Below are 23450 nucleotides of genomic sequence, written 5' to 3' on the forward strand. Positions count from 1 at the left end.
AGCGGGTGCTGTTGACTCGGGGTCAATGGGAATTGTGAGATCACTACAAGGAACCGAGTATCAGCCCTCCTGAGACTTGGTCCCGAGCGGCAAAGCTGTGCGGAGGCTGGGAAAGCCGCCCATACACTCGCCGGTGGCAACGACGCCACCGACCCCAGGAGTCCTCAATGACGAGTGCTAGACCCCATGCCCACGGACTTGGAATGCGCATCGCCGTGATCGTGCTCAGCGTTCTGCTGGCCGCGATGGTGATCCTGTTCTTCATCGTGACCGGCAAGATCGCCGCCGGTGCGGCCGAGCTCGCCGGCGGAACGACCACGGCCGAAGACGGCTCCGCCGCGCTGGCCGACGGGGCGGGAGACCTCTCGTCCGGCGCGGACAAGCTCGCCGCAGGCACCGAAGACCTCGCCGCCGGAGCGACCACCGCACACGACGGCGCGCAGAAACTCGCCGCCGGAACGCAGTCGGCCGCCACCGGTGCGGCGACGCTCTCCGAGGGCGCCGGAGCCCTCGCCGCAGGAGCGTCGAACGCCGTGGCCGGTGCGGGCAAGCTCAGCGCCGGGGCCCAGACGGCCCTCAGCGGCGCCCAGGACCTCCAGGCCGGGACCACGAGGGCGGATGCCGGGGCGCAGCTCGCCGTCGACGGCGCGAAGCTCCTCGCGGCCGGCGCGCAGAAGGTCGGCGGCGGCAGCGTGTCCTTGGCCGCCGGCGCCCAGCAGCTCGCTGCCGGGGCGAAAGAAGTCGACGGCGCCGCACAGCTCGCCCTCGACGGAGCCGGCAGCCTCTCCCGAGGCGCGTCAGATCTGGATGCCGGAGCGCAGCAGGTCCTCGACGGCGCGAACAACCTCGCCGCTGGTGTCGCGGGAGCGCACCAGGTCGCCGTTCAGGTGAAGGCGGGTGCCGACCAGCTCAGCGCAGGACTCTCTTCGGCGGTGACCCCTCAGCTGCAGAGCCTCGCCAGCGACCAGGCGGCGACCGCGATCAGCGGTGCGGCGCAGGGCGCGCCGGCCAACTCGCAGGCGCTGGCCGACGCGTTGGCGCAGCTCGCCGCTGCAGACCCCTCCAACACGAAGCTGCAGGAGCTGAAGGCGCTGGCGGCCGGTCTCGATCAGCAGGTCGACGGCATCGCAGGAGCCGCGGCCGCAGCGCCGCAGCTCGCCAAGGGTGCGCTCGCGGCGGCGAGCGGTGCACAGGGTCTCGCCGCGGGAGCGAACGCCCTGGTGAACGGAGACGCGGCGAAGGGGTGGCCCGGAACGGTCGCGCTCGCAGCCGATACGGGCGCTCCGGCGTTCGTCCTCGGCGTTCAGAGCCTCAAAGCGGGCAGCGCTGAGGTCGCTGCGGGAGCGTCCCAGCTCGTCGTCGGCCTCGACACGCTGAAGACCGAGGGCACGTCCGTCGTCGCCGCAGGGGCCGCGACCGTCGCACAGGGAGCGGTGCCCCTCGCGGCCGGTTCGACCGAGCTCTCCGCCGGAGCACAGCAGCTCTTCACCAAGCTGCAGCCGCTCAAGGACGGCACATCCCAGCTGTCCGCGGGAGCCGCCAAGCTCTCGGGTGGCCTCCAGGCTCTCTCGTCCGGCGCCTCCACGCTCCACTCCGGCACGATCAAGCTCGACTCCGGCGCGACCTCGCTGAGCCAAGGCGCGGTGTCCCTCGCCGAGGGCGCGGCGACGCTGCAGTCCGGGGCATCCGACCTCAGCACCGGCGTCGGCGACCTCTCCGAGGGTGCGGCCACCGTGGCCGAGAAGACCGGGGAGCTCGCGGCGGGCGGCGACAAGATCGAGGCGGGCGCGACCGATCTCGCCGAGGGCACCGGCCTGATCGCCGACGGCTCGGGCACCCTGGCATCCGCCACCGCCGGCGCGGCCCCGTCGACCCTTCCGTGGATGCTCGGCATCGGACTCGTGGGCCTCATCGCCCTCGGATTCTGGGTCGGCCACCGCATCTCCCACCGCCGCGCGCTCGCCGCGGCCTGAAACCCCACTCCCCACCCCACCCCCGCAGACCGCCCCCTCGACACGACGTCGAGGGGGCGGTCGGTGCGTGGGCGCCGCTCAGGGCAGAACCGCCCACAGCAGAAACCGGTCAGCGCGGAGACGGGGCGGCGGATGCTGGGGGCATGAGCGAAGACACCCCCATCCCGCAGTTCGGCCCCGAAGCGCGGCGTGCGCTGTTCCACGACCGCATCCTCGTGCTCGACGGCGCCCTCGACGACGACAACGGCACGCTGCTGATGACGCAGCTCCTCACCCTCTCGGCCGAGGACCCCGTGGCCGACATCGCGCTGTGGATCCATTCGCCCGGAGGCTCGGTTCCCTCGATGCTCGCGATCCGCGACCTCATGAGGCTCGTGCCGAACGACGTCTCGACGCTCGCCCTCGGCCTCGCCTGCAGCGCCGGGCAGTTCCTGCTCTCCGCGGGCACGAAGGGCAAGCGCAGAGCCCTGCCGCACGCGCGCATCCTCATGCACCAGGGGTCGGCGGGCATCGGCGGATCGGCGGTCGAGATCGAGACCCAGGCCGACGACCTCCGCCACATGCGCGACACCGTGCTCGGGCTCATCGCCGGCGACACCGGTCAGCCCCTGGAGCGCATCTTCGAGGACTCGCTCCACGACCGCTGGTACACGGCGGAGCAGGCGCGCGACTACGGCTTCATCGACGAGATCGTCGGCTCGTTCGCAGAGATCATGCCCCGCAGACGCGCCCGCGTCGGGCTGGGGGCGGACGCATGAGCAGCTACACGATCCCGAACGTGATCGCACAGCATCCGCGGGGCGAGCGCGTCATGGACGTCTATTCGCACCTCCTCGCCGAACGCGTGATCTACCTCGGCACCGGCATCGACGCCGGCGTCGCGAACGCCCTCATCGCGCAGCTGCTGCACCTCGACGCAGACAGCCCCGAGAGCGGCATCCAGTTCTACATCAACAGCGAGGGCGGCGATCCAGGGGCCGCTCTCGCGATCTACGACACCATGCAGCACATCCGTCCGACGATCGCGACGACGTGCGTCGGCCAGGCGATCGGCCCCGCAGCACTGCTCGTCGCATCGGGAGCACCGGGTCAGAGGTCCGCCCTCGCCCACGCGCGCATCGTGCTGCATCAGCCCGCCGGGCAGTCGCGCGGCGCGATCCCCGACCTGATCCTCGCGGCCGACGAGGTGGTTCGGGTGCGCGCGGACATGGAGGAGATCCTCGCCAGGCACAGCGGCCGCACGGTCGCCGAGCTGCGGGCCGACACCGACAGGGACCGCGTGTTCGCGGCATCCGCTGCCAGGGACTACGGCCTCATCGACAGCGTGCTGGGGGAGCGGGGCTGACCCCGGACGCCGTGCGGGTCGCCGGTGCGGTTCCCGCAATGCCCTGACGTTCTGTCGGCCCCGAACCCGCTCTGTCGGCGCGCGTGCACGCACTGCGCCGACAGAACGGCACCTGCGCCGACAGAGTGTCGGGCCGGAGGCCGTGGAGGGCGAGGCGACGGGATGCCGGATTCGCGCCGACAGAACGGCACCCGCGCCGACCGAGTGGCGGGCCGTGAGGCCGTGGAGGGCGAGGCGACGGGATGCCGGATCCGCGCCGACAGAGTGTGGGGCCGTGGAGGGCGAGGCGACGGATGCCGGATTCGCGCCGCTCCTCAGGCGGCGAGGGCGAAAGCGCCCCGCGCGGACGAGACGGCGGATGCGGATGCCGGCTCCGACCGCAGCTCGTCGGCGACGGCGCTGGTGAGCTCGATCAGGGACGTGTCGAGGGCGCCGGCGATCGCGGCGATCATCTCGCTCGACGGCTCCTTGAGTCCGCGCTCGACCTCCGAGAGGTACTGGGGTGAGACGCCCGCCTTCTCTGCGGTCTCCGTGAGGGTCTCGTCGCGGTCGTGGCGTCGGCGGCGCAGCTGGTCGCCCAGCAGCTGCCGCCACAGCGGCTCGGGCTCGGAGGGGCGACGCGGTGCACGGGGGAAGGGGACGAGTGCGGCCATGCCTCACGGTACGTCGGGCCGTGGCGCGGCATCCATCGATTCTGCTCTGAGCAGAACGCGTGCGTACGATCTGAGGGTGATCGCGTATTTCGAGCGGCTCTCCGACCGCGCCTTCCGGGCGACGGATGCCGTGCAGGGAGCCTGGAACACCGCAGAGCAGCACATCGCACCGACGATCGGCCTGCTCGCCCACCTCGTGGAGCAGCACCGCGACGTCCGGCGCGACGACGGACTCGTGCTCGCCCGCCTCTCCTACGACATCCTCGGTGTGCTGCCGATCGACGTGGTGGAGGTGGAGATCGCCGTCGTCAGGCCCGGCCGCACGATCGAGCTCGTCGAAGCCACCCTCAGCCACGGGGCCAGGCCTGCCGTGATCCTGCGCGCCTGGCTCATGCAAACGGCCGACACGGCGGCGCTCGCCGGAGGTGCGCTCCCGACCATGCCGCCGCTCGACGCGCACGCCGACTGGGCGCCTGGCGACATCTGGCCGGGGGCCTTCATCCGCTCCGGCGACTTCCGCCACGACGAGGCCGAGCCGGGGAGGGCGTCCGCGTGGGTGCGCCCCCATCATCCGCTCCTCGAGGGCGAGCGCATCAGCGCGACCGCTCGGGCGCTGGGCGTCGTCGATGTCGCGAACGGCGTGAGCCCCCGTGTGCCGATCGGCTCCGCGTTCTTCCCGAACGTCGACCTCACCGCCCATCTGTTCCGCGAGCCCGACGAGGGCTGGATCGGCCTCGACACCACCGTCACGTTCGGAGCCGTGGGCATCGGACTGACCCACACGGTGCTCAACGATGCATCCGGGCCCTTCGGGGTGTCGATGCAGAGCCTCACGGTGCGCCCGAGCGCCTGACCACGCCGGGGGTCGATCCTCGGGCGACCGGTGCGTCGGCGCGGGGCCTCAGGCTTCCGTGGTGAGGCGGACGGATGCCGCGGCATCCGTCGCCGCCCAGCTCGCCAGCAGCCCCAGCTTCTCGGCCGACGCCGAGCCGGGCTCCGCGGTGTACGCCGACAGCTGGAGTCCGGGGTCGGCGGGAAGCTCGAACGCCTCGTAGGTGAGCTCCATCTCGCCGACGACCGGGTGGTTGATGCGCTTGCGGCCCGTACGGTGGAAACGTACGTCGTGCGCCGCCCACAGAGTGCGGAACCGGTCGCTGCGCGTCGACAGCTCTCCGACGAGATCGGTGAGCTTCTTATCGAAGGGGTTGCGGCCGGCCTCGCCGCGCATCGCGGCGACGAGCTCCTGCGTGTTGCGCTCCCACTCGGGGTAGAACTCCTGAGCGGCAGGGTTGAGGAACGCGAAGCGCGCGCTGTTGGGCCGCGGCTCCGCGAACACGGGGGCGTACAGCGCCCGGCCGAGCGCGTTCGCCGCGCGGTAGTCGAAGTGATTGTCGCGCACGATCGCCGGCGCCTCGGTCATCGCGTCGAGCAGCCGCAGGATGCTGGGCCGCAACTGTCCAGGCTTGGTGCGGGGCGAGCGCGGAACGGGGCCGGCGTTGGCGGAGCGGGCGAGGTCGAACAGGTGCGCGGTCTCGGCCTCGTCGAGCTGAAGCGCGCGGGCGAGGGCGTCGAGCACGCTCTCGGACGCCCCGGACAGGTCTCCGCGTTCGAGGCGGGTGTAGTAGTCGACGCTGACGCCCGCCAGCAGCGACACCTCCTCGCGCCGGAGCCCCGGCACGCGCCGGTTGCCCCCGTACACGGGGAGTCCGGCCTGGTCAGGGGTGATGCGGGCGCGCCTCGACGAGAGGAACTCGCGCACCTCGCTGCGGGTGTCCATGCCTTCGACCGTACGCCCTGTCGGCCCCACGAGACAGGTACTGACGGTACCTCGTACGGCGGGCGCGGTTCGCACGTTCGGGCTGGGTTCGCACGTTCGGGCTGAGGTTCTGCCGGCATCCGTCCTCCCGAGCGTGTTTTCTCCTCCCGAACGTGAGGCGTGCCAGGAGGGCCGCACGTTGGGGCTGAGTTCGCACGTTCGGGCTGAGGTTCTCTCGGCATCCGTCCTCCCGAGCGTGCTTTCTCCTCCCGAACGTGCTCTCTCGGGCTGGGCCTGAGGGTGTGCACGCGGGTCGCGCGTTCGGGCTGGGTTCGCGCGTTCGGGCTGAGGTTCTGCCGGCATTCGTCCTCCCGAGCGTGCTTTCTCCTCCCGAACGTGCTCTCTCGGGCTGGGCCTGAGGGTGTGCACGCGGGTCGCACGCTCGGGCTGGGTTCGCGCGTTCGGGCTGAGGTTCTGCCGGCATTCGTCCTCCCGAGCGTGCTTTCTCCTCCCGAACGTGCTCTCTCGGGCTGGTGCGCGCGGGTCGCACGTTGGGGCTGGGTTCGCACGTTCGGGCTGAGGTTCTCCCGGCATCCGTCCTCCCGAACGTGCTTTCTCCTCCCGAACGTGCGGGCGTGCGAGGCCGCACGTGCCAGGCCGCACCGCACCCGCACCGCACCCCAGCACGAGCCCCGCACCGCACCCCAGCACGAGCCCCGCACCCCCCGCAGCACTACCCCCCCCCGCACCCCCCAGCACGACCCCCGAGGCTCGCGCGCTACAGGGCGGCGGTGATCCCGGGCAGGAGCTTCGAGAGGATGCCGCCCAGCTGGTCGCGCTCCTGCGCGGTCAGCGGATCGAGCACCAGCTCGCGGATCTGCGCCACGTGCACCGGGGCCGCCGAGCGCAGCAGTTCGCGTCCGGCATCCGTGAGCGCTGCCGTGAGGGTGCGCTTGTCGCTGCTGCAGCTCGTGCGCGTCACCCACCCCCGCTCCTCGAGCGAGTCGATGGCGTGGCTGAGGCGCGAGCGGCTGAGTCCGGCGATGTGCGCGAGCTCGGTCATCGGGATCGCCCGGTCGGCCTGACCGGCGAGGGTGATGAGGATCGCGTAGTGCGCGTGGTTGAGTCCGGTCTCGGCCTTCAACGCCCGGTCGAGCACCTGCGGCAGCAGCTGCACGAAGCGGATGGTCGGCAGCCACGTCGCCATCTCGGCGTCATCGAGCCGCCGCTCGCTCATCAGGCGGCCGACAGGTCGAGCGTGTGCGAGGTGTGGTCGCGCTTCGCCTGCAGGTACCGCGTGTTCGCCTCCGACAGGTGGACGCCGGTCGGGATGCGCTCGGCGACGCGGATGCCCAGCTCTTCGAGCTGCACCGCCTTGTCGGGGTTGTTGCTGAGCAGGCGGATGCCGTCGACGCCCACGGCGCGCAGCATCTGCGCGGCGACGGTGTAGTCGCGCTCGTCCTCACCGTGACCGAGGGCCACGTTCGCCTCGTAGGTGTCGAGTCCCGCGTCCTGCAGCGCGTAGGCGTCGAGCTTGGCGTAGAGGCCGATGCCGCGACCCTCCTGGCGCAGGTACAGCAGGAAGCCGCCCTCGTCGGAGATCCGCTCGACCGCTTCGCGCAGCTGCGGGCCGCAGTCGCAGCGCTCCGAGCCGAACGCGTCGCCCGTGAGGCACTCGCTGTGCGGGCGCACGAGGGGTGCGTCGCCGCCCTCGGCTGCGCGCTCCATCGCTCCGCGCCAGTCGCCGAGTCCCAGCAGCAGGTGCTCGCGCCCGTCGACGAGACCGTCGAAGGTGACCACGTCTGCGGTGGTGGAGAACCCGTCGGCGAAGCGCATCGGCACGCGCACACGGGTCCGCTCTGTGGCGATCGGAACGACGGTTGAAGTTTCAATCATGTCTGGTGCAACGCGGAGGCCCCGTCTCTATTCCCGGCCTCTCCCCGGTCACGATCGGGTTGCGGAGTCGCGGCGTCCTCAGCGTGTGGCGTAGAAAGGGAGGATGACGAAGGGGGCGAAGAGGGCGCTGTGGATCGTCCTCGGCTGTCTTCTCCTGACCACCGTGCTGTTCGCCCCCGTGTTCGGGGCTGGCATGTGCGTGGACGCACAGGACTCCGCGAACTCGTACTGCCGCGAATGGCAGACCTCGCTCATCGGGCTCGAGACCACGCCGTGGATGTGGCTGGCCCTGAGCGCTGCCGCGGTGGTCGTCGCGCTTCTCGTGGTGCGTCCGTTCCGCGCGAACGACTCGACGCCCCCGGAGAGCCCGCTCCCCGGCGACGACCTCACGTGACGTCGACGAGTGCACGGCATCCTCGCGTCGACGACCCGTGCACTCGCCGAGTTCGCGTGACGTCGGCGGCGACCGCGGGGGCCAGAGGGGTCAGGGCCGGTTGCGGCGGCGGATGAGCTTGAGCTCGCTGGCGAGGATGCCCAGCACGACGAGCCCGCCGCCGATCAGCGCGGTGACGGGCAGACGCTCGCCGGCGATGCGCCCGACGACGGCCGCCCAGACCGGCTCCCCGGCGTAGATGATCGTGGCGCGGGTCGGCGACACCGACTTCTGCGCCCAGTTGATGGTGAGCTGGATCAGGCAGCTCGCGGCTCCCAGACCGATGGCCGCGCCCACCCACACCCACGAGAACGCGGGAACGCCCTCGCCGACGACCGGCATGGTGAGGATGCCGAGCACCCCGGCCGTGAGCAGCTGCACGATCGTGACCCTGCCGAGGTCGACGCGGGTCGCGAAGAAGCTGATGAGGATGATCTCCGCCGCGATCGGCAGCGTGCTGATCATCGTGGCGAACTCGCCGGGGCCGAGTGTGAACGTGAGGGCGTCCGGCCCCGCGATCAGGAGCAGTCCGACGAACGCGAGCCCCGCCCCGACGAACGCCATCATGGGCGGACGCCTGCGGAACACCGCCCACTGCGCGAACGGCACCAGGGGCACGTACATCGCCGTGATGAACGCCGACGTGCTGGAGTCGATGGTCTGCAGCCCCACGGTCTGCAGGCCGTAGCCGAGGTGGATCATCACGCCGATCGCGGCGCCCGCGCCGATGTCGCGCCAGCGGATGCCGCGCAACGACCTCCGGAAGATCACCACGCTGATGAGACCGGCGACGAGGAATCGGATGCCGACGAAGAACCACGGCCCCGAGTGCTCCATGGCCCAGTGCACGAGCAGGAACGTGCTGCCCCAGACCGCGGTGATCGCGACGAGGGCGACCTCCTGAGGGCGGAGACGCATCCAGCGGAGACGAGCGGGCATTCGGTGCCTTTCTCGATCTGCCTCCCTGAGCCTATCGCCGCCGCGGCGTCCGCCACCGGCATCCCCCCTTCGCGTTCACGGCGTTCGGACGGCGGGTGAAATTGTCGGCGGGGAGGCCGGTGTGCCGGCGGGATTCTCCGGATGCTGCCGACACACCGCCGACCGCGCCGACAGGATGACCCCGTCCGCGGTCGGACGCCGCCGCGGCCCATGACGGAATGCGACCGGATCGGCGAGCCGCGGGTCGCCGGCGGGTAGCCTCGCCCCATGAGCAACTTCGTGACCGCCGCCGAACTCCACGACCTGCTGACCACGGGCGCGCCCGTGCGCGTGATCGACGTGCGCTGGCGGCTCGACCGTCCGGACGGACGCGGCGAGTACCTGGACGGGCACGTCCCCGGTGCGGTGTACGTGCCGCTCGATCAGGAGCTCGCGACGCACGGGGAGCCGTCAGAGGGCCGGCATCCGCTCCCGTCCACCGCGACGCTGCAGGCGGCGGCCCGCCGCTGGGGCGTGCGCCCTGGAGACACGGTGGTCGTGTACGACGACGCCAAGGGCATCGCGGCGGCGCGTGCGTGGTGGCTGCTGCGGCAGGGCGGGGTCGACGTGAAGGTGCTCGAGGGCGGCATCCGCTCCTGGAAGGCGGCCGGTCTCGACACGACGACCGACGATGTCGAGCCCGAGCCCGGAGACGTCGTGCTCGCCGAGATCGGGGCGGACGCGATCTCCATCGACGAGGCCGCGGCGTTCCCGGCATCCGGAGTCCTGCTCGACGTGCGCGCACCCGAGCGCTACCGCGGCGAGACCGAGCCCCTCGACCCGGTGGCCGGCCACGTGCCCGGCGCCCGCAACCTGCCCACCGTGCTGCACTTCGACGCCGCGGGGCGGATCCTCGATCACGACACCGTGCGGGCGACCTTCGCGTCGGTCGGCGTCACCCCCGGCACGGCCGTCGCCGCGTACTGCGGGTCGGGCGTCACGGCGGCGCACACCGCGCTGATCCTCGACGAGGTCGGCATCCCGGCGAAGGTGTTCCCCGGTTCGTGGAGCCAGTGGTCGAACACCCCCGGCCGCCCCGTGGCGACCGGCGATCAGCCGGGCTGATCCGTCCGCTCCCCGAAGCCCCAGCGCAGCTCCACCGTGCCGGGGCCGAACGCTCTGCGCACCTGATGGATCGACGACCGGCCCTCGAGCGACAGCGGGGCGAGGTGGATGCCGGTCGGCGTCTCGATCTTCTCCTCGATCCAGTCCGGCAGCGCGTCGGGGTGGAATCGCGTCCAGACCATCAGCTCACGGCACTGCCGGGCGACCGCATGACCCGTCTCGCGCGTGGGCGGGTAGTCGTCGGGGTAGGCGATGGACCACTCGATGACCGCGGTGCCGGGGGCGGTGAGAGGGCTCTCCAGCTCGAACAGCGCGCCGTGGACCTCGCCGGTCGGATGCGAGTACCGCTCCGAGATGCTGCCGCCGGAGACCGCGTCGAGCAGCGGCGCCGGAGTGCTGATCCCGGGGCTCAGCTCGAGGAAGGGGATGGCCGACACCGTGCCGACGGTCGACTGCACCACGCTGCGGGTGATGCAGCGGAAGACGTTCCCGTCGGCGTCGACGTCGGTGACCGAGTGCGTCGTGAGCTCGCGGCTCGTGTCGGGGTAGGGGGTTCCCAGGGCCTCGAAGGTGTCCTTCACCGCCTGTTCGAGCTCCTTCTCGTCGAGGGGGAACTGGTTCGGCCCCAGAGGACCCGTGCGATTGGTGCCGCCGAGCAGGGCGGTCAGCGCCCCATCGGGAAGGTGCAGCAGCTCCTCGATGTCGTGCAGCGCCGCCATCGACTGCACACCCTCGGGGCGCCGAGCCCCGGACCGCCAGTAGCTGAGCGTCGCCATCGACACCCTGTTGCCGCGGACGCGGAGCTGCTCGTGCAGCCACGCGAGGGTCACGCCTCTGGCGTTGATGCCGTCGCGGAGAGCGGCGGCGACAGCATCCGTCCCGGACGTGCGGAGAACTTTCTTCGAACTCATCACAGGCCCCCTCCGGTATGTGAAGATCTTCGTCCTAGAGTGAGCTTACGACCGCGCACGTGCACCTCAGGGGACGGAGGTGCCGGAGTGGGGTCACTTGGCTGTGTCGCCGCAAGCAGGGTGCCCGACCTTGCACGACCAGCCTGGCGCAGTGATGCCCCCCTCGCTGCGTATGTCGTGGGGCCTGGTGATCGATCTGGGGAGATCCACCCGGCCCCACGAACGTCTCCGGGCACGGCCACAGCTCTCCGCGCCCGCGCGTAGACTGGGTGAGACACCTCGGAGGACCCTGCTCGTCATGTCTGCCCCTGCTCGCACGTTCACCGTGCGCCACGTCCAGCTGGTGCGCGCGCTGTTCGCCGCGGCCGCTGCGCTGATGATCACCTTCTCGCCCGACCACTCGGCGGCGGTGGGACTCGCGGTCTTCAGCGGCTTCGCCCTGACCACCGCCCTCGTGCTGGCCCTCTCGGCCTGGCTCGTCTTCCCTGCGGGATCGCGCTGGCCGTACGTGCTGCTCGCGGCCCTCGGGTTCCTGTTCGGCATGGCGGGCGGCGTGCCCGCCTGGCGCACCGACGACCTGTTCTTCGTCATCGTCGTCGGCTGGGGTGTCACCACCGGAGTGGTCGAGCTCATCGCGGGTCTGCGGGCGCGGCGTGCCGGAGAGCCGACTGCACGCGACGCGATCACCGTGGGCGCGTTCGGCATCCTGCTCGGCATCCTGCTGCTGGCGATCCCCGCCGGGTTCACGCAGCCCTACGCGATCAAGGACGCGGGGGAGTTCGTGCTCACCGGCATCATCCTCGGCGTCGGCATGTTCGGCGGGTACGCCGCGATCGTGGCGGTGTTCCTCGGCATCGCGGGTCTCACCCCGAAGCGAGCGGATGCCGTCGCCACGGCATCCGATGACGGACTGAGCGCGGCCGAGGCCGCGCGCGGAGGAGAGCGATGAGCGACGAGAAGCCCACCAGACGGGACATCCTGCGCCCCCTCCACCTGCTCGGAATCGCGCTCGGCTGCGGCGTCTTCGCCGCGCTGGTCACGCTGATCTCCACCGGCGCCTTCACGTCGCGCGTCAACACCGCGATCGCCAACGGCACCTATCAGGGGCTCACCCCGATCGCGCTGGGCCTGGTCGTCGGCGGGGGCGCGTTCATCGTGACGCTGCTCGCCCTGGCCATGCTGATCCTCGCGGTCGACCCCGCCGACGTCACGAAGACGGTCGACCGGCCCGTGCTGTACGACCCCGAGACCGAGGGCGACGCCGAGTCCGAGTCGCCGAAGGGCACCGCCTCCTCCTGACCGGCATCCTCCGCCGACTCGGAATAGTCCGGCACCGCGGGGACTTGTCCCTGTAGTGACTGCCTCGATCGACCGCGCCTCCATCGGACTCCGATCGGAACGCGGACCGGTCCTCGCGGCGCTCATGCTCTCGACCGGTCTCATCGCGATCGACGCGACGATCCTCGCCACCGCGGTGCCCAGCATCGTGCGGGATCTCGGCAGTTACCAGCAGTTCCCCTGGCTGTTCTCGGTGTACCTGCTCGCCCAGGCCGTCAGCGTGCCCATCTACTCGCGCTTCGCCGACACCGTCGGACGCAAGCCGATCATCCTGCTCGGCATCGGGCTCTTCCTCCTCGGCTCGATCCTCTGCGGCTTCGCGTGGAGCATGCCCGCGCTGATCCTGTTCCGCATCATCCAGGGACTCGGCGCCGGCGCGGTCGCCCCGATGTCGATGACGATCGTCGGCGACATCTACACGGTCGCCGAGCGCGCCAAGGTGCAGGGGTACATCGCGTCCGTGTGGGCGATCTCCTCGGTGGTCGGCCCCGCCCTCGGAGGCATCTTCGCCCAGCTGGACGCCTGGCGCTGGATCTTCTGGGTGAACATCCCGCTGTGCCTGATCGCCGGGTGGATGCTGCTGCGCAACTACGAGGAGAAGAAGCAGACCCAGCGCCACCGCATCGACTACGCGGGGGCCGTGCTGCTGACGGTCGGGCTCACCGGTCTCATCCTCGGGATGCTGGAGGGCGGCAACGCGTGGGCGTGGCTCTCCCTGCCGAGCGCGCTGTGCTTCGGCCTCGGCGCGCTGGCGCTCGTCGCTTTCGCTCTGGTCGAGCGCCGGGCCGCGGAGCCGATCGTCGACCTGCGGCTCGCCGCACGCCCGCTCATCCTCACGACCACGATCGTCTCGCTCGGCATCGGCGCGCTCATGACCGGCGTCACCAGCTTCGCTCCGGCCTACCTCGAAGGATCGATCGGCATCGCTCCGCTGCTGTCGGGGCTCGCGGTCGCCGCGCTCACGCTCGGCTGGCCGATCTCGGCGGCCAACGCGGGGCGCCTCTATCTGCGCATCGGATTCCGCCGCACGACGCTCACCGGCATGAGCATCACGACCGCCGCCGCGATCGCGCTCGCCGTCGTGTCGCCGTGGCCCAACCCGTTCTCCGTGGCCGCGATCGCCTTCGTGCTGGGCTTCGGTCTCGGCTGGAGCGCGGCGCCGACGCTGATCGCCGCCCAGGCGTCGGTCGGCTGGGGCGAGAGGGGCGCCGTCACGGGCATGAACGCCTTCGCTCGCTCGGCGGGAAGCGCACTGGGCGTCGCCGTGTTCGGAGCGATCTCCAACTCCGTGATCGCACAGGGAACCGGCCCCGACGATCCCGCGACGATCATCTCGGCATCCGTCTGGGTGTTCGTCGGCGCCGCGGTCGTGGCCGCGCTGACCCTGGCCGCTGCGTTCTTCATGCCCCGCGACTCCGTGGAGGAGCACTCCGGCGAGGCGCGCTAGCCCCCTCGCGCGCGCCTCAGCGTCGCGTCGACTTCGCGTGCACTCGGCGAGTGCACGGGTTCTCGACGCGAGGATGCCGTGCACTCGTCGAGTTCACGTGCACTCGACGGCGGCGCCAGCGTGACGCAGGGAGAGCGGGTCAGCTGCGGGGGCGCTTCTTGATGTCGTCGAGCATGGCGCGGAGCTCGGCCTCCTGGGCCTTCTCCTGCGCCGACTCCGGGTCGTACGCGCGCAGGCGCACGCTGACCTCGTCGAGCAGGTTGTCCACGGCATCCGCGTCGTAGCCGGTGCCGAAGAACGGCACGTTCCGGAACTGCGCGAGCACGATCTCATCCACGCGGAGCGCAGGGCGGAACCCACGCTCTCCGGCCCTCAGCGCCTCCCCGCACCGCGCGAGGAACGCGTCGACCTCCTCGACGTCGTACCGGCTCCCGGTGCGACGCAGCGGCAGCGTCGCCGCCGCGAGCTGTGCGCTGTCCATCCGGGCTACTTCGCCAGCTGCTCGGCGATGCCCGTGTAGGTCGCGGGGGTCAGCGCGAGCAGTCGCTGCTTCGCGGCATCCCCGATCTCCAGCTTCTGCACGAACTCCGCGAGGTCCGCAGCGCCGACGCGGTGGCCGCGGGTGAGCTCCTTGAGCAGCGCGTACGGGTCCTGGATCGTGGAGCGCCCGGCGACGACCTCCGCGCGGATCACGGTCTGGATGGCCTCGGCGAGCACCTCCCAGTTCACGTCGAGGTCGGCGAGCAGCACGTCGCGCGACAGCGAGATCGCGTTCAGGCCGCGGCGCAGGTTGTCGAGCGCGAGCAGCGAGTGCCCGAACGCGACGCCGATGTTGCGCTGCGTCGTGGAGTCGGTGAGGTCGCGCTGCAGGCGGCTCGTGACCAGGGTCTGGCCGAGCGAGGCGAGCAGGGCGCCCGAGATCTCCAGGTTCGCCTCGGCGTTCTCGAAGCGGATCGGGTTGATCTTGTGCGGCATCGTCGAGGAGCCGGTGGCGCCGGCGACCGGGATCTGCGCGAAGTAGCCCAGCGAGATGTAGGTCCAGATGTCGGTGGCGAGGTTGTGCAGGATGCCGCCGGCGTGACGCACGCGGTCGTACAGCTCGACCTGCCAGTCGTGCGACTCGATCTGCGTCGTGAGGATGTTGAAGCCCAGCCCCAGGCTCTCGATGTACTCCCGCGCGATGGTCGGCCAGTCGGCGTCGGGGTCGGCGGCGAGATGCGCCGACCACGTGCCGGTCGCGCCGGAGAACTTGGCGAGGTAGTCGGATGCCGCGATCTGGCCCCGAACGCGCTCCAGGCGCCACGCGAAGACCGCGAGCTCCTTGCCCATGGTCGAGGGGGTCGCCGGCTGCCCGTGCGTGCGGGAGAGCATCGCGGCATCCGCGTGCTCCACGGCCAGCTCGCGGAGCGTGGCGATGATCGTGTCGAGCGCGGGGAGCCAGACCTCCTCGACCGCGCGCTTGACGGTGAGCGCGTAGGAGGCGGAGTTGATGTCCTCGCTCGTGCAGGCGAAGTGGGTGAGTTCGGCGATGCGGTCGAGTCCGAGCGTCGAGAGACGGTCGCGCACCAGGTACTCGATGGCCTTCACATCGTGCTGCGTGACGGCCTCCTTCTCGGCGAGCCAGTCGATCTCGGCCTGGCCGAAGTCGCGGTAGAGGGCGCGCAGGCGCTCCTTGTCGGCATCCGACAGGGGAGACGTCTCGAACAGCGAGCGGTCGGTGAGGGCGATCAGCCACTCCACCTCGACCTCGACCCGTGCGCGGTTCAGGCCCGCCTCGGAGAGGAAGTCGGCGAGACCGGTGACGGCGCCGCGGTAGCGGCCGTCGAGGGGGCTCAGGGGCTGGGGCGGGAGCGAGGGCTGGAAAGTCAGGGGAGTCCTCCTGATCGGGCCCCTATGCTCGGGGCGTGCGAGGGGCGCGAAGGGCCGGTTCGAGCTGGCGGAACAGGCCGCGCGTCGCCGCCTCAATCATACCGAGCACGGCATCGAACATCTCCGTGCCGGCGTAGTAGGGGTCGGGCACGTCCTGGGTCGAGGCGTCAGGGTCGAACGCGAGCAGCAGTGTGACCTTGCCCTCCTCGTCTTCATCGTGCGCCCACTCGCGGAGGATGCGCTCATGGGTGCGGTCGAGCGCCACGACCAGGTCGTTGTCGGCGAAGGATGCGGTCGTGAACTGCTTCGCTCGATGCTGCGAGCCGTCGTAGCCGCGGCGGGTGAGGGAGTCGATCGTGCGCTGATCGGCCCTTTCTCCGAGGTGCCAGTCGCCCGTTCCCGCGCTGCGCGAGACGATCCGCGACCCCAGACCCTGGCGCTCTGCGAGATCGCGGAAGACGACCTCCGCCATCGGGGAGCGGCAGATGTTCCCCGTGCACACGAAGATCACGCGGAAGGGATCCGGGGATGTCACCGTTCCATTCTGCCGGTCTCCGGCTCATCCCGCAGTCTCATCCTCCACATTCAGCATCCGGAGCGACCTGTCCACCGTCGTCGTCGTTCCGCGGATCGCGGCCCCGCACGTCGATCGCGGATCGCGGATGCTGGCCGCATGTACGCATTCGCCATCGCAGACACCGGCGGCTCAGAGGCGGCCTGGGCCCTGATCCTCGCCGGCCACGCCGTCGACGAGGCCGTCCAGGCGCTGGATGCCGTCGGGGCCGCACTCGGCCCGCTGATCGCCGACACCGAGTGGGAGTCCGAGGGTGTGCGGGCCCTCCGACGCGAGCTCCTCGGCTATCGCGACGGCGCGGCGGCGGAGGTCGCGCGTCTGCACGAGAGGTCTCGGGAGATGGAGAGGGCGCTGGCATCGTGAGCGGCGGGATGGAGATCGACCACGGCGGAGCGATCTGCGTCGACCCCGAGGCGCTGCGGGAGGTCGCGGCGCGGCTGGCGGCGCTCGCGACGGACATCGACGGAGCGCATTCCTCGATCATGCGGGCCCATCGCATCATCGTCGACGCCCCTGGGGCGGGCGAGCGGGTCGACACCGTGGCGCTCTGGGCGAGTGGAGAGCGCGCGGAGGACCTGCGGTCTGAGTGCGATTCGGCCGTGATCGGGATCAGACTGATGGCCGATGTCTACGAGTATGTCGAGCTGCAGGCAGAGGCCGATGCGCTGGCGCTCGCCCACGACGCCGGAGCCGATGTGCTGCGCCGGAGGATGGGGCGGCTCGCCGACGGAGACGCCCGCATCCCCGACATGGCGACTCTGCTCGTGCAGGGCTGGAAGGACGAGCGGTTTCGAGGGCTCGACAGTCAGTTCGACCTCGGCGGGCTGCTGGCGCCGCTGTTCCTCGGAGCCGGTGCCGTCGGCGCCACGGGCCTCGGGGTGATCCCGGCGGGGTCGCGCCTCACGGGCACGGCCGATCCCGTCTCGGTGACGCCCGTGCGCACCTCCTCGCCGTCGGGCGCGCCCGCCGGGGCCGCCGAGGCTCTCCGCAGGATGCCGAGCGCAGCGGGCGCGCAGATCGCCGTCGAGAAGTACACGATGCCCGGAGGGGAGGCGAGGTACGTGACCTACCTCACGGGCACGCAGAACGCCTGGCCGCAGTCGCTGCTCGGCGGGAAGGAGCCGTGGGACATGAAGTCCAACCGGGAGCTCTACACGGGCCGGCGGTCATCGTCCTATCAGGCGACGCTCGACGCGCTCGCGGCGGCCGGGGCGAAGCCGGGCGACGAGGTCGACGTCGTCGCCCACTCGCAGTCGGGCATGATCGCCGCGCACCTCGCGATGGAGTCGGACTACGACGTGAAGGTGCAGATCACCGCGGGGAGTCCGGTCGAGCCCGCTCTCGGCGACGATCAGACCATCGTCCAGTTCCGGCACACGGACGATCTGGTCTCGAGTCTCGCGGGTGGCGGTTCCCCCGGGGGCACGGGCTCGGCCGACAGCGTCACCGTCACGCGCGAGGGCGACCCGCGCGACGGCATCCAGGACGCGGGTCTGGAACCCCATCAGCTCCGCACCTACATCGAGACGGCGGAGATGGCCGATGCCTCCGGCGACCCGCGGATCGAGGCGCTCGGCGAGTTCTGGGCCGACCTCGACGAGGCCGTCGAGGTCGAGCGGACCGAGTACCGGGCGACGCGGGACTGACCGATGGCGCACACGAGAGGAGTGCGCCGACCGGTCAGGGCGGGGGGGGGGGGGGGGTCAGTCGCGGCGGGACTTCTTGGTCTGCGGGCGGAGGATGAAGCCGAAGACGCCGTTGATGACCGAGATGATGAGCGCGGCGAGCACGCCCCACCAGAAGTCCCCGACGGTGAGACCCCAGCCGAATCCGCTCGTGATCCACGCCGTGAGCCACAGGAGGAACCCGTTGATCACGAAGCCGATGAGGCCGAACGTGATGATGTAGAGCGGGAACGCGACGATCTTCACGATCGTGCCGATGATCGTGTTCACGAGGGCGAAGATCGCCGCCACCGCGAGCAGGGTCAGCACGAGCTGCAGGGTCTCGCCGGGCGCGAAGGCCTTGATCTGCACCTGCAGCGCGGGGATCAGCGTCACCACCCACAGGGCGAAGGCGTTCACGACGACACGGATGATGAAGCGCATAGTCCCTCCAGTCTCACACGAGGAAGCCGAGATGTCAGCGACCTTCGGCCTCTGGTCGACCCGAGGGAGAAGGAGCTCATGATCGCGCTCATCACGCGGATGATCGCTGAATCCCTAGACTCATGACCGTGACCGACCCGATCCTGCCCCGCATCCGTCCCACCATCGCCGCTCTCGCTCCGTACCGCCAGGGCAAGCAGGCCGGGCCCGACGCGTACAAGCTGTCGAGCAACGAGAACCCCTTCGAGCCGCTGCCGTCGGTCCTCGACGCGCTCCAGTACACCACGCCGATCAACCGCTACCCCGACGCCACCGCCGGACGCCTGCGCGAGCGCCTCGGCATCCGCTTCAGCGTCGACCCGAACCAGGTCCACGTCGCCGCCGGAAGCGTCTCGATCCTGCACCAGCTCATCCTCGCCACGGCATCCGTCGGCGATGAGGTCATCTACGCGTGGCGCTCCTTCGAGGCCTACCCGAGCCTTCCTCTGGTCGCGGGGGCGACCGGCGTCCAGGTCCCGCTGACCGCCGACTTCCGCCACGACCTCGACGCGATGGCGGATGCCGTCACCGACCGCACCCGCGCGATCATCCTCTGCACGCCGAACAACCCGACGGGGCCGATCATCACGAGCGACGAGTTCGCGAACTTCGTGGCCCGCGTCCCCGGAGACGTCCTCATCGTCCTCGACGAGGCGTACGCGGAGTTCGTCACCGCCCCCGGCGCGGTCGACGGACTCGCCGAGCGCGTCTTCGAGCGGCACCCCAACGTCGTCGTGCTGCGCACCTTCTCCAAGGCGTACGGTCTCGCGGGGCTGCGCATCGGCTACGCGATCGGCAACGAGAAGGTGCTCGACGCCGCGCGCAGCACCGGCATCCCCCTCTCCGTGACCTCCGCGGCCGAGAACGCCGCCATCGCCAGCCTCGACGCCGAGTCCGAGCTCCTCGCCCGCGTCGCCGAGATCGTCGAACGCCGCACGCGCCTCGTCGAGCGTCTCCGCGCCCAGGGGTGGGACGTGCCAGACGCACAGGGCAACTTCGTCTGGCTGCCGACGGGCGAGCGGACGGATGCCGTGGCCGCGCTCTTCCTCCAGAACGATCTCGTCGTCCGGCCCTTCGCCGGCGACGGCATCCGCATCTCCGTGGGCGAGGACGCGTCCGTCGCCCGCGTGCTCGACGTCGCCGCGACAGCCCTCTGACCGGGGATTCTTCGGGTTCCCGACAGATACAAGGGCGTCCTAGGTATGCGTGCCGGGGCATGCGGGCGCGGGTAGCGTAAGAGCCGTGACTACCTCCGAGACCCCCCTCGTGCGCGTCCTCGACGCGACCGGACGGTTCGCCCCGTCGGATGCCGCCGAGCGCTACCTCCCGCTGATCGAGAAGATCAGCGATGCGGAGCTCGAGCAGTTCTACCGTGACATGGTCGTCATCCGGGCCATCGACACCCAGGCGACGAACCTGCAGCGTCAGGGCCAGCTGGCGCTGTGGCCGCCGAGCCGCGGTCAGGAGGCGGCCCAGGTCGGCTCCGGTCGCGCCGCCCGCGCGCAGGACACGATCTTCCCGTCGTACCGCGAGCACGCCGTGACCCGCATCCGCGGCGTCGATCCCGTCGACATCATCAAGCTCATGCGCGGCGTCTCGCACGGCGGCTGGGACCCGAGCGACCCGAAGAACGGCAACACCCGGCTCTACACCCTCGTGCTCGGCTCGCAGGTGCTGCACGCCGCAGGCTACGCGATGGGCCTCTCCTTCGACGGCCGCACCGGCACGGGAGACCCCGAGCGCGACGAAGCGGTCATCGTCTACTACGGCGACGGCGCATCCAGCCAGGGCGATGTGCACGAGGCCATGGTCTTCGCCGCCAGCTACCAGGCCCCGACGGTGTTCTTCCTGCAGAACAACCACTGGGCGATCTCGGTGCCGGTGTCGACCCAGTCGCGGGTGCCGCTCGTCGAGCGCAGCGCCGGCTACGGCATCCCCAGCGTCCGCGTCGACGGCAACGACGTCCTCGCCAGCTACGCCGTCTCGCGCGTGGCCCTCGACGAGGCGCGCGCCGGCGGCGGCCCCCGCGCGATCGAGGCCGTGACCTACCGGCTCGGCGCGCACACCACCAGCGACGACCCCACGAAATACCGCGGCTCCGAAGAGGAGCAGTCGTGGGCCGAGCGCGACCCGATCGTGCGGATGCGCGCGTTCCTGGAGAACCGCGGCGCCTCGGCGGAGTTCTTCGCCGACGTGGACGCCGAGGGCGCCGACGCCGCGGAGGACCTCAGGGCGCGCACCGTGGAGCTGGGCGCGCCCAGCGCCGACAAGATCTTCGACCACGTCTACAGCGAGCCGCATCCGCTGATCGCCGAGCAGAAGGCGTGGCGCGCCAGGTATGAGGCGTCGTTCGACGGGGGCGACGCGTGACCGCGGCGTTCTCGGCATCCGAATCTCGGACGGATGCCGCATTCTCGGACGATCCGTGCCGCAGTATCCGATATTCCTGCAATCGTCCGAATTCCGTGAAGGGGCACCAGGCATGACTCTCGAGACGATGCCGTTCAGCAAGGCCCTGAACGCAGGGCTCCGCGCGGCCATGGAGAACGACGACCGGGTCCTGCTCATGGGCGAGGACATCGGCAAGCTCGGCGGTGTCTTCCGCGTGACGGAGCACCTGCAGCGCGACTTCGGCGACCGCCGCGTGCTCGACACCCCGCTCGCCGAGTCGGGGATCGTCGGCACCGCGATCGGACTCGCCATGACCGGGTTCCGGCCCGTCATCGAGATCCAGTTCGACGGCTTCGTGTTCCCGGCGTTCGATCAGATCACCACGCAGCTCGCGAAGCTCACGAACCGGCACGAGGGCAGGCTCTCGCTCCCGATCGTGATCCGCATCCCCTACGGCGGGCACATCGGCGCGGTCGAGCACCACCAGGAGAGCCCGGAGGCGTACTTCGCGCACACCCCGGGTCTGCGCGTGGTGTCGCCGTCGACGCCGAACGACGCGTACTGGATGATCCAGGAGGCGATCGCCTCGAACGACCCCGTGATCTTCATGGAGCCGAAGAGCCGCTACTGGACCAAGGGCGAGGTGGAGCTCGACGCGTCCGCGGCGCCGCTGCACTCGTCGCGCGTCGTGCGCACCGGCACCGACGTCACGCTCGTCGGCCACGGCGCCATGGTCACGACCCTGTTGCAGGCCGCCGCGCTCGCCGAGGCCGAGGGCACCAGCTGCGAGGTCGTCGACGTGCGCTCGCTGTCGCCCATCGACTACGAGCCGATCCTCGACTCCGTGCGCAAGACCGGCCGCATGGTCTACGCCCAGGAGGCGCAGGGCTTCACGAGTCTCGGCAGCGAGGTCGCCGCGACCGTGATGGAGCGGGCGTTCTACGCGCTGGAGGCTCCCGTGCTGCGGGTTTCGGGCTACGACACCCCGTTCCCCCCGGCGAAGCTCGAGGGTGCGTACCTCCCGGATGCCGACCGCATCCTCGAGGCCGTCGACCGTTCGCTGGCCTACTGACAGTCGTTTCATGTTCACAACTCCTCAGAGAACGCCGCATACCGGCTCCGGACTCGTGATTCCGGCCGCTTCCCGTGCGTTCTTGCGGAGTTGTGAACGCCATGCGCGAGAGGATCAACCATGAGCACGCAGAACTTCACCCTCCCCGACGTCGGCGAAGGCCTCACCGAGGCCGAGATCGTCGCCTGGAAGGTCGCCCCCGGCGACGCCGTCGCGATCAACGACGTCATCTGCGAGATCGAGACGGCCAAGTCGCTCGTCGAGCTCCCGTCCCCGCACGCGGGGGTCGTCGGCGAGCTGCTCGTCGCCGAGGGGACGACGGTCGAGGTCGGCACCCCGATCATCAGCTTCGTGACGGATGCCGCACCCGCTGCGCCCGCGGCCCCTGCCGCTCCGGCAGCTGAGGAGGGCGGCGGCTCCGTGCTCGTCGGCTACGGCTCAGGCGGCGGCGCCACGTCGCGCCGCAAGCGTCCGGCCGAGCGTCCGGTGCGGTCGTCGGTCGGCGTGATCGCGAAGCCGCCGATCCGCAAGCTCGCCCGCGACCTCGGCGTCGACCTCACGACGGTCACCCCGACGGGGGCCGACGGCGAGGTCACCCGCGACGACGTGATGAAGCACGCCTCGCAGGCGAGCGTGTTCCGCAACATCGAGACGCCCGAGTGGGGCGCCGTCCGTGAGGAGACCGTGCCCGCCCCGCAGAGCGCACCGGTGGGCCTCGCCCGAGGTCTCGCTCCGGCTCCGGCATCCGCTCCGCACGTCGACGAGCCGGGTCGCACCGAGTCCATCCCGGTCAAGGGCGTCCGCAAGGCGACCTCCTCGGCCATGGTGCAGAGCGCCTACTCGGCCCCGCACGTGACGGTGTGGAAGGAGATCGACGCGAGCCGCACGATGGAGCTCGTCAAGCGGCTCAAGGCCTCGCCGGACTACGCCGACATCCGCGTCTCGCCGCTGCTCATCATGGCGCGCGCCGTGATCTGGGCGGCCCGCCGCACCCCGATGGTGAACGCGGCGTGGGTCGAGACCGAGAACGGCGCCGAGATCGTCGTGCGCCACTACGTGAACCTCGGCATCGCCGCGGCCACCCCGCGTGGACTCCTCGTGCCGAACATCAAGGATGCGCAGGACCTCGGCATGAAGGACCTCGCCCGTGCCCTGAACCGCCTCACCCTCACCGCGCGCGAGGGCAAGACCAGCCCCGCCGACCAGCAGGGCGGCACCATCACGATCACCAACATCGGCGTGTTCGGGATGGATGCCGGCACCCCGATCATCAACCCCGGCGAAGCCGGCATCGTCGCCATGGGCACGATCAGCCAGAAGCCGTGGGTCGTCGACGGCGAGGTGCGCCCCCGCTGGGTCACCACGGTCGCCGGGTCCTTCGACCACCGCGTGATCGACGGCGACGGCATGAGCCGCTTCATCGCCGACGTGGCGAGCGTGCTGGAGGAGCCCGCGCTGCTTGTCGACTGAGGTCGGCCGCTCAGGTCGGACGCCCCCGTCGCCCGGAGAACGGAGACCGACCTGCCGATCTCCGGCGTGTCGCGGCGTGCAACGCCGGGGCCGATCGAGTTCGTCTCTGTTTTCCCACCGCGCCCCGCGCCC

Annotated in this window: 25 protein-coding genes; 15 read left to right on the forward strand and 10 right to left on the reverse strand. The window is 70.9% G+C overall.

The features are described 5' to 3' along the window. Positions 1–203: 203 nt before the first annotated feature. From ACFVRO_RS04730 to ACFVRO_RS04740, 3 genes are all read left to right on the forward strand, one after another. Positions 204–1973, forward strand: coding sequence for a hypothetical protein (locus tag ACFVRO_RS04730; RefSeq protein ID WP_386949805.1), 1770 nt, complete (start codon positions 204–206; stop codon positions 1971–1973). A 143-nt stretch (positions 1974–2116) separates the two neighbouring features. After that, positions 2117–2731, forward strand: coding sequence for an ATP-dependent Clp protease proteolytic subunit (locus ACFVRO_RS04735; RefSeq protein ID WP_341940908.1), 615 nt, complete (start codon positions 2117–2119; stop codon positions 2729–2731). After that, entirely contained in the window at positions 2728–3318 is a 591-nt protein-coding gene (locus tag ACFVRO_RS04740) for a ClpP family protease (protein WP_386949808.1), read from the forward strand. The genes ACFVRO_RS04735 and ACFVRO_RS04740 overlap by 4 nt, the downstream gene beginning before the upstream one ends. A 314-nt stretch (positions 3319–3632) precedes the next feature. Here ACFVRO_RS04740 and ACFVRO_RS04745 read toward each other — a convergent pair whose 3' ends face one another. Then, a complete protein-coding gene (locus ACFVRO_RS04745; RefSeq protein WP_386949811.1) occupies positions 3633–3971 on the reverse strand; it encodes a helix-turn-helix domain-containing protein in 339 nt (112 codons plus the stop codon). Positions 3972–4047: 76 nt separating this feature from the next. On the opposite strand from ACFVRO_RS04745, the gene ACFVRO_RS04750 reads away from it, so the two are divergent. Beyond that, entirely contained in the window at positions 4048–4824 is a 777-nt protein-coding gene (locus ACFVRO_RS04750; RefSeq protein ID WP_386949814.1) for a thioesterase family protein, read from the forward strand. A gap of 48 nt (positions 4825–4872) precedes the next feature. Here ACFVRO_RS04750 and ACFVRO_RS04755 read toward each other — a convergent pair whose 3' ends face one another. The 3 genes from ACFVRO_RS04755 to ribA form a co-directional block, all read right to left on the reverse strand. Further along, entirely contained in the window at positions 4873–5748 is an 876-nt protein-coding gene (locus tag ACFVRO_RS04755) for a helix-turn-helix transcriptional regulator (RefSeq protein ID WP_105677533.1), read from the reverse strand. 757 nt (positions 5749–6505) lie between these two features. Beyond that, a complete protein-coding gene (locus tag ACFVRO_RS04760) occupies positions 6506–6964 on the reverse strand; it encodes a MarR family winged helix-turn-helix transcriptional regulator (RefSeq protein ID WP_386949817.1) in 459 nt (152 codons plus the stop codon). Then, positions 6964–7623, reverse strand: coding sequence for a GTP cyclohydrolase II (gene ribA, locus ACFVRO_RS04765; RefSeq protein ID WP_386949820.1), 660 nt, complete (start codon positions 7621–7623; stop codon positions 6964–6966). Before ribA ends, ACFVRO_RS04760 begins: the two co-directional genes overlap by 1 nt. A gap of 103 nt (positions 7624–7726) precedes the next feature. Here ribA and ACFVRO_RS04770 point away from each other — a divergent pair, with 103 nt between their 5' ends. Next, positions 7727–8017, forward strand: a complete 291-nt coding sequence (locus ACFVRO_RS04770) for a hypothetical protein (protein WP_386949822.1) — start codon at positions 7727–7729, stop codon at positions 8015–8017. A gap of 90 nt (positions 8018–8107) precedes the next feature. On the opposite strand, the gene ACFVRO_RS04775 is transcribed toward ACFVRO_RS04770, so the two are convergent. Next, on the reverse strand, positions 8108–8995 hold the full coding sequence (locus tag ACFVRO_RS04775) for a DMT family transporter (RefSeq protein ID WP_386949825.1): 888 nt from the start codon (positions 8993–8995) through the stop codon (positions 8108–8110). 267 nt (positions 8996–9262) lie between these two features. Between ACFVRO_RS04775 and ACFVRO_RS04780 the strand changes: the two genes are divergently transcribed. Further along, a complete protein-coding gene (locus ACFVRO_RS04780) occupies positions 9263–10099 on the forward strand; it encodes a sulfurtransferase (RefSeq protein WP_386949827.1) in 837 nt (278 codons plus the stop codon). On the opposite strand, the gene ACFVRO_RS04785 is transcribed toward ACFVRO_RS04780, so the two are convergent. After that, the gene (locus ACFVRO_RS04785) at positions 10087–11010 is read right to left on the reverse strand and encodes a hypothetical protein (RefSeq protein ID WP_386949830.1); all 924 of its coding nucleotides are present in this window, start codon (positions 11008–11010) and stop codon (positions 10087–10089) included. The genes ACFVRO_RS04780 and ACFVRO_RS04785 overlap by 13 nt on opposite strands. A 298-nt stretch (positions 11011–11308) precedes the next feature. Between ACFVRO_RS04785 and ACFVRO_RS04790 the strand changes: the two genes are divergently transcribed. The 3 genes from ACFVRO_RS04790 to ACFVRO_RS04800 are packed head-to-tail and all read left to right on the forward strand — an operon-like array spanning position 11309 to position 13795. Next, the gene (locus tag ACFVRO_RS04790) at positions 11309–11959 is read left to right on the forward strand and encodes an acyl-CoA synthetase (RefSeq protein ID WP_386949833.1); all 651 of its coding nucleotides are present in this window, start codon (positions 11309–11311) and stop codon (positions 11957–11959) included. Then, positions 11956–12309, forward strand: coding sequence for a hypothetical protein (locus ACFVRO_RS04795; protein ID WP_105677477.1), 354 nt, complete (start codon positions 11956–11958; stop codon positions 12307–12309). The genes ACFVRO_RS04790 and ACFVRO_RS04795 overlap by 4 nt, the downstream gene beginning before the upstream one ends. 55 nt (positions 12310–12364) lie before the next feature. Continuing rightward, positions 12365–13795 carry an MFS transporter gene (locus tag ACFVRO_RS04800; protein WP_386949836.1) on the forward strand — a complete coding sequence of 477 codons (1431 nt, stop codon included), beginning with the start codon at positions 12365–12367 and terminating at the stop codon, positions 13793–13795. A 139-nt stretch (positions 13796–13934) separates the two neighbouring features. Here ACFVRO_RS04800 and ACFVRO_RS04805 read toward each other — a convergent pair whose 3' ends face one another. From ACFVRO_RS04805 to ACFVRO_RS04815, 3 genes are read right to left on the reverse strand one after another with little or no spacing between them, the layout of a single operon-like run. Beyond that, positions 13935–14276, reverse strand: a complete 342-nt coding sequence (locus ACFVRO_RS04805) for a hypothetical protein (protein WP_386949839.1) — start codon at positions 14274–14276, stop codon at positions 13935–13937. Between the two features lie 5 nt (positions 14277–14281). After that, complete coding sequence (gene purB / locus ACFVRO_RS04810; protein ID WP_386951599.1) at positions 14282–15664, reverse strand: adenylosuccinate lyase; 1383 nt, start codon at positions 15662–15664, stop codon at positions 14282–14284. Positions 15665–15686: 22 nt separating this feature from the next. Then, positions 15687–16136, reverse strand: coding sequence for a low molecular weight protein-tyrosine-phosphatase (locus ACFVRO_RS04815; RefSeq protein ID WP_258132734.1), 450 nt, complete (start codon positions 16134–16136; stop codon positions 15687–15689). A gap of 201 nt (positions 16137–16337) precedes the next feature. Between ACFVRO_RS04815 and ACFVRO_RS04820 the strand changes: the two genes are divergently transcribed. Continuing rightward, on the forward strand, positions 16338–16601 hold the full coding sequence (locus ACFVRO_RS04820; RefSeq protein ID WP_341940919.1) for a hypothetical protein: 264 nt from the start codon (positions 16338–16340) through the stop codon (positions 16599–16601). An 8-nt stretch (positions 16602–16609) separates the two neighbouring features. Further along, positions 16610–17884, forward strand: coding sequence for a hypothetical protein (locus ACFVRO_RS04825; RefSeq protein ID WP_386949841.1), 1275 nt, complete (start codon positions 16610–16612; stop codon positions 17882–17884). A gap of 57 nt (positions 17885–17941) precedes the next feature. On the opposite strand, the gene ACFVRO_RS04830 is transcribed toward ACFVRO_RS04825, so the two are convergent. Further along, positions 17942–18346, reverse strand: coding sequence for a phage holin family protein (locus ACFVRO_RS04830; protein ID WP_105677266.1), 405 nt, complete (start codon positions 18344–18346; stop codon positions 17942–17944). Between the two features lie 122 nt (positions 18347–18468). Here ACFVRO_RS04830 and ACFVRO_RS04835 point away from each other — a divergent pair, with 122 nt between their 5' ends. From ACFVRO_RS04835 to ACFVRO_RS04850, 4 genes are all read left to right on the forward strand, one after another. Next, positions 18469–19542, forward strand: coding sequence for a histidinol-phosphate transaminase (locus ACFVRO_RS04835; protein WP_386949844.1), 1074 nt, complete (start codon positions 18469–18471; stop codon positions 19540–19542). Between the two features lie 85 nt (positions 19543–19627). After that, a complete protein-coding gene (pdhA, locus tag ACFVRO_RS04840; protein ID WP_386949846.1) occupies positions 19628–20755 on the forward strand; it encodes a pyruvate dehydrogenase (acetyl-transferring) E1 component subunit alpha in 1128 nt (375 codons plus the stop codon). Between the two features lie 112 nt (positions 20756–20867). Continuing rightward, complete coding sequence (locus tag ACFVRO_RS04845; protein ID WP_105677269.1) at positions 20868–21848, forward strand: alpha-ketoacid dehydrogenase subunit beta; 981 nt, start codon at positions 20868–20870, stop codon at positions 21846–21848. A 120-nt stretch (positions 21849–21968) separates the two neighbouring features. Next, positions 21969–23318, forward strand: coding sequence for a dihydrolipoamide acetyltransferase family protein (locus ACFVRO_RS04850; protein WP_223585582.1), 1350 nt, complete (start codon positions 21969–21971; stop codon positions 23316–23318). Positions 23319–23450: the final 132 nt, after the last annotated feature.

It is taken from the genome of Microbacterium sp. NPDC057944, assembly GCF_042887445.1.
Classification (GTDB): domain Bacteria; phylum Actinomycetota; class Actinomycetes; order Actinomycetales; family Microbacteriaceae; genus Microbacterium; species Microbacterium natoriense.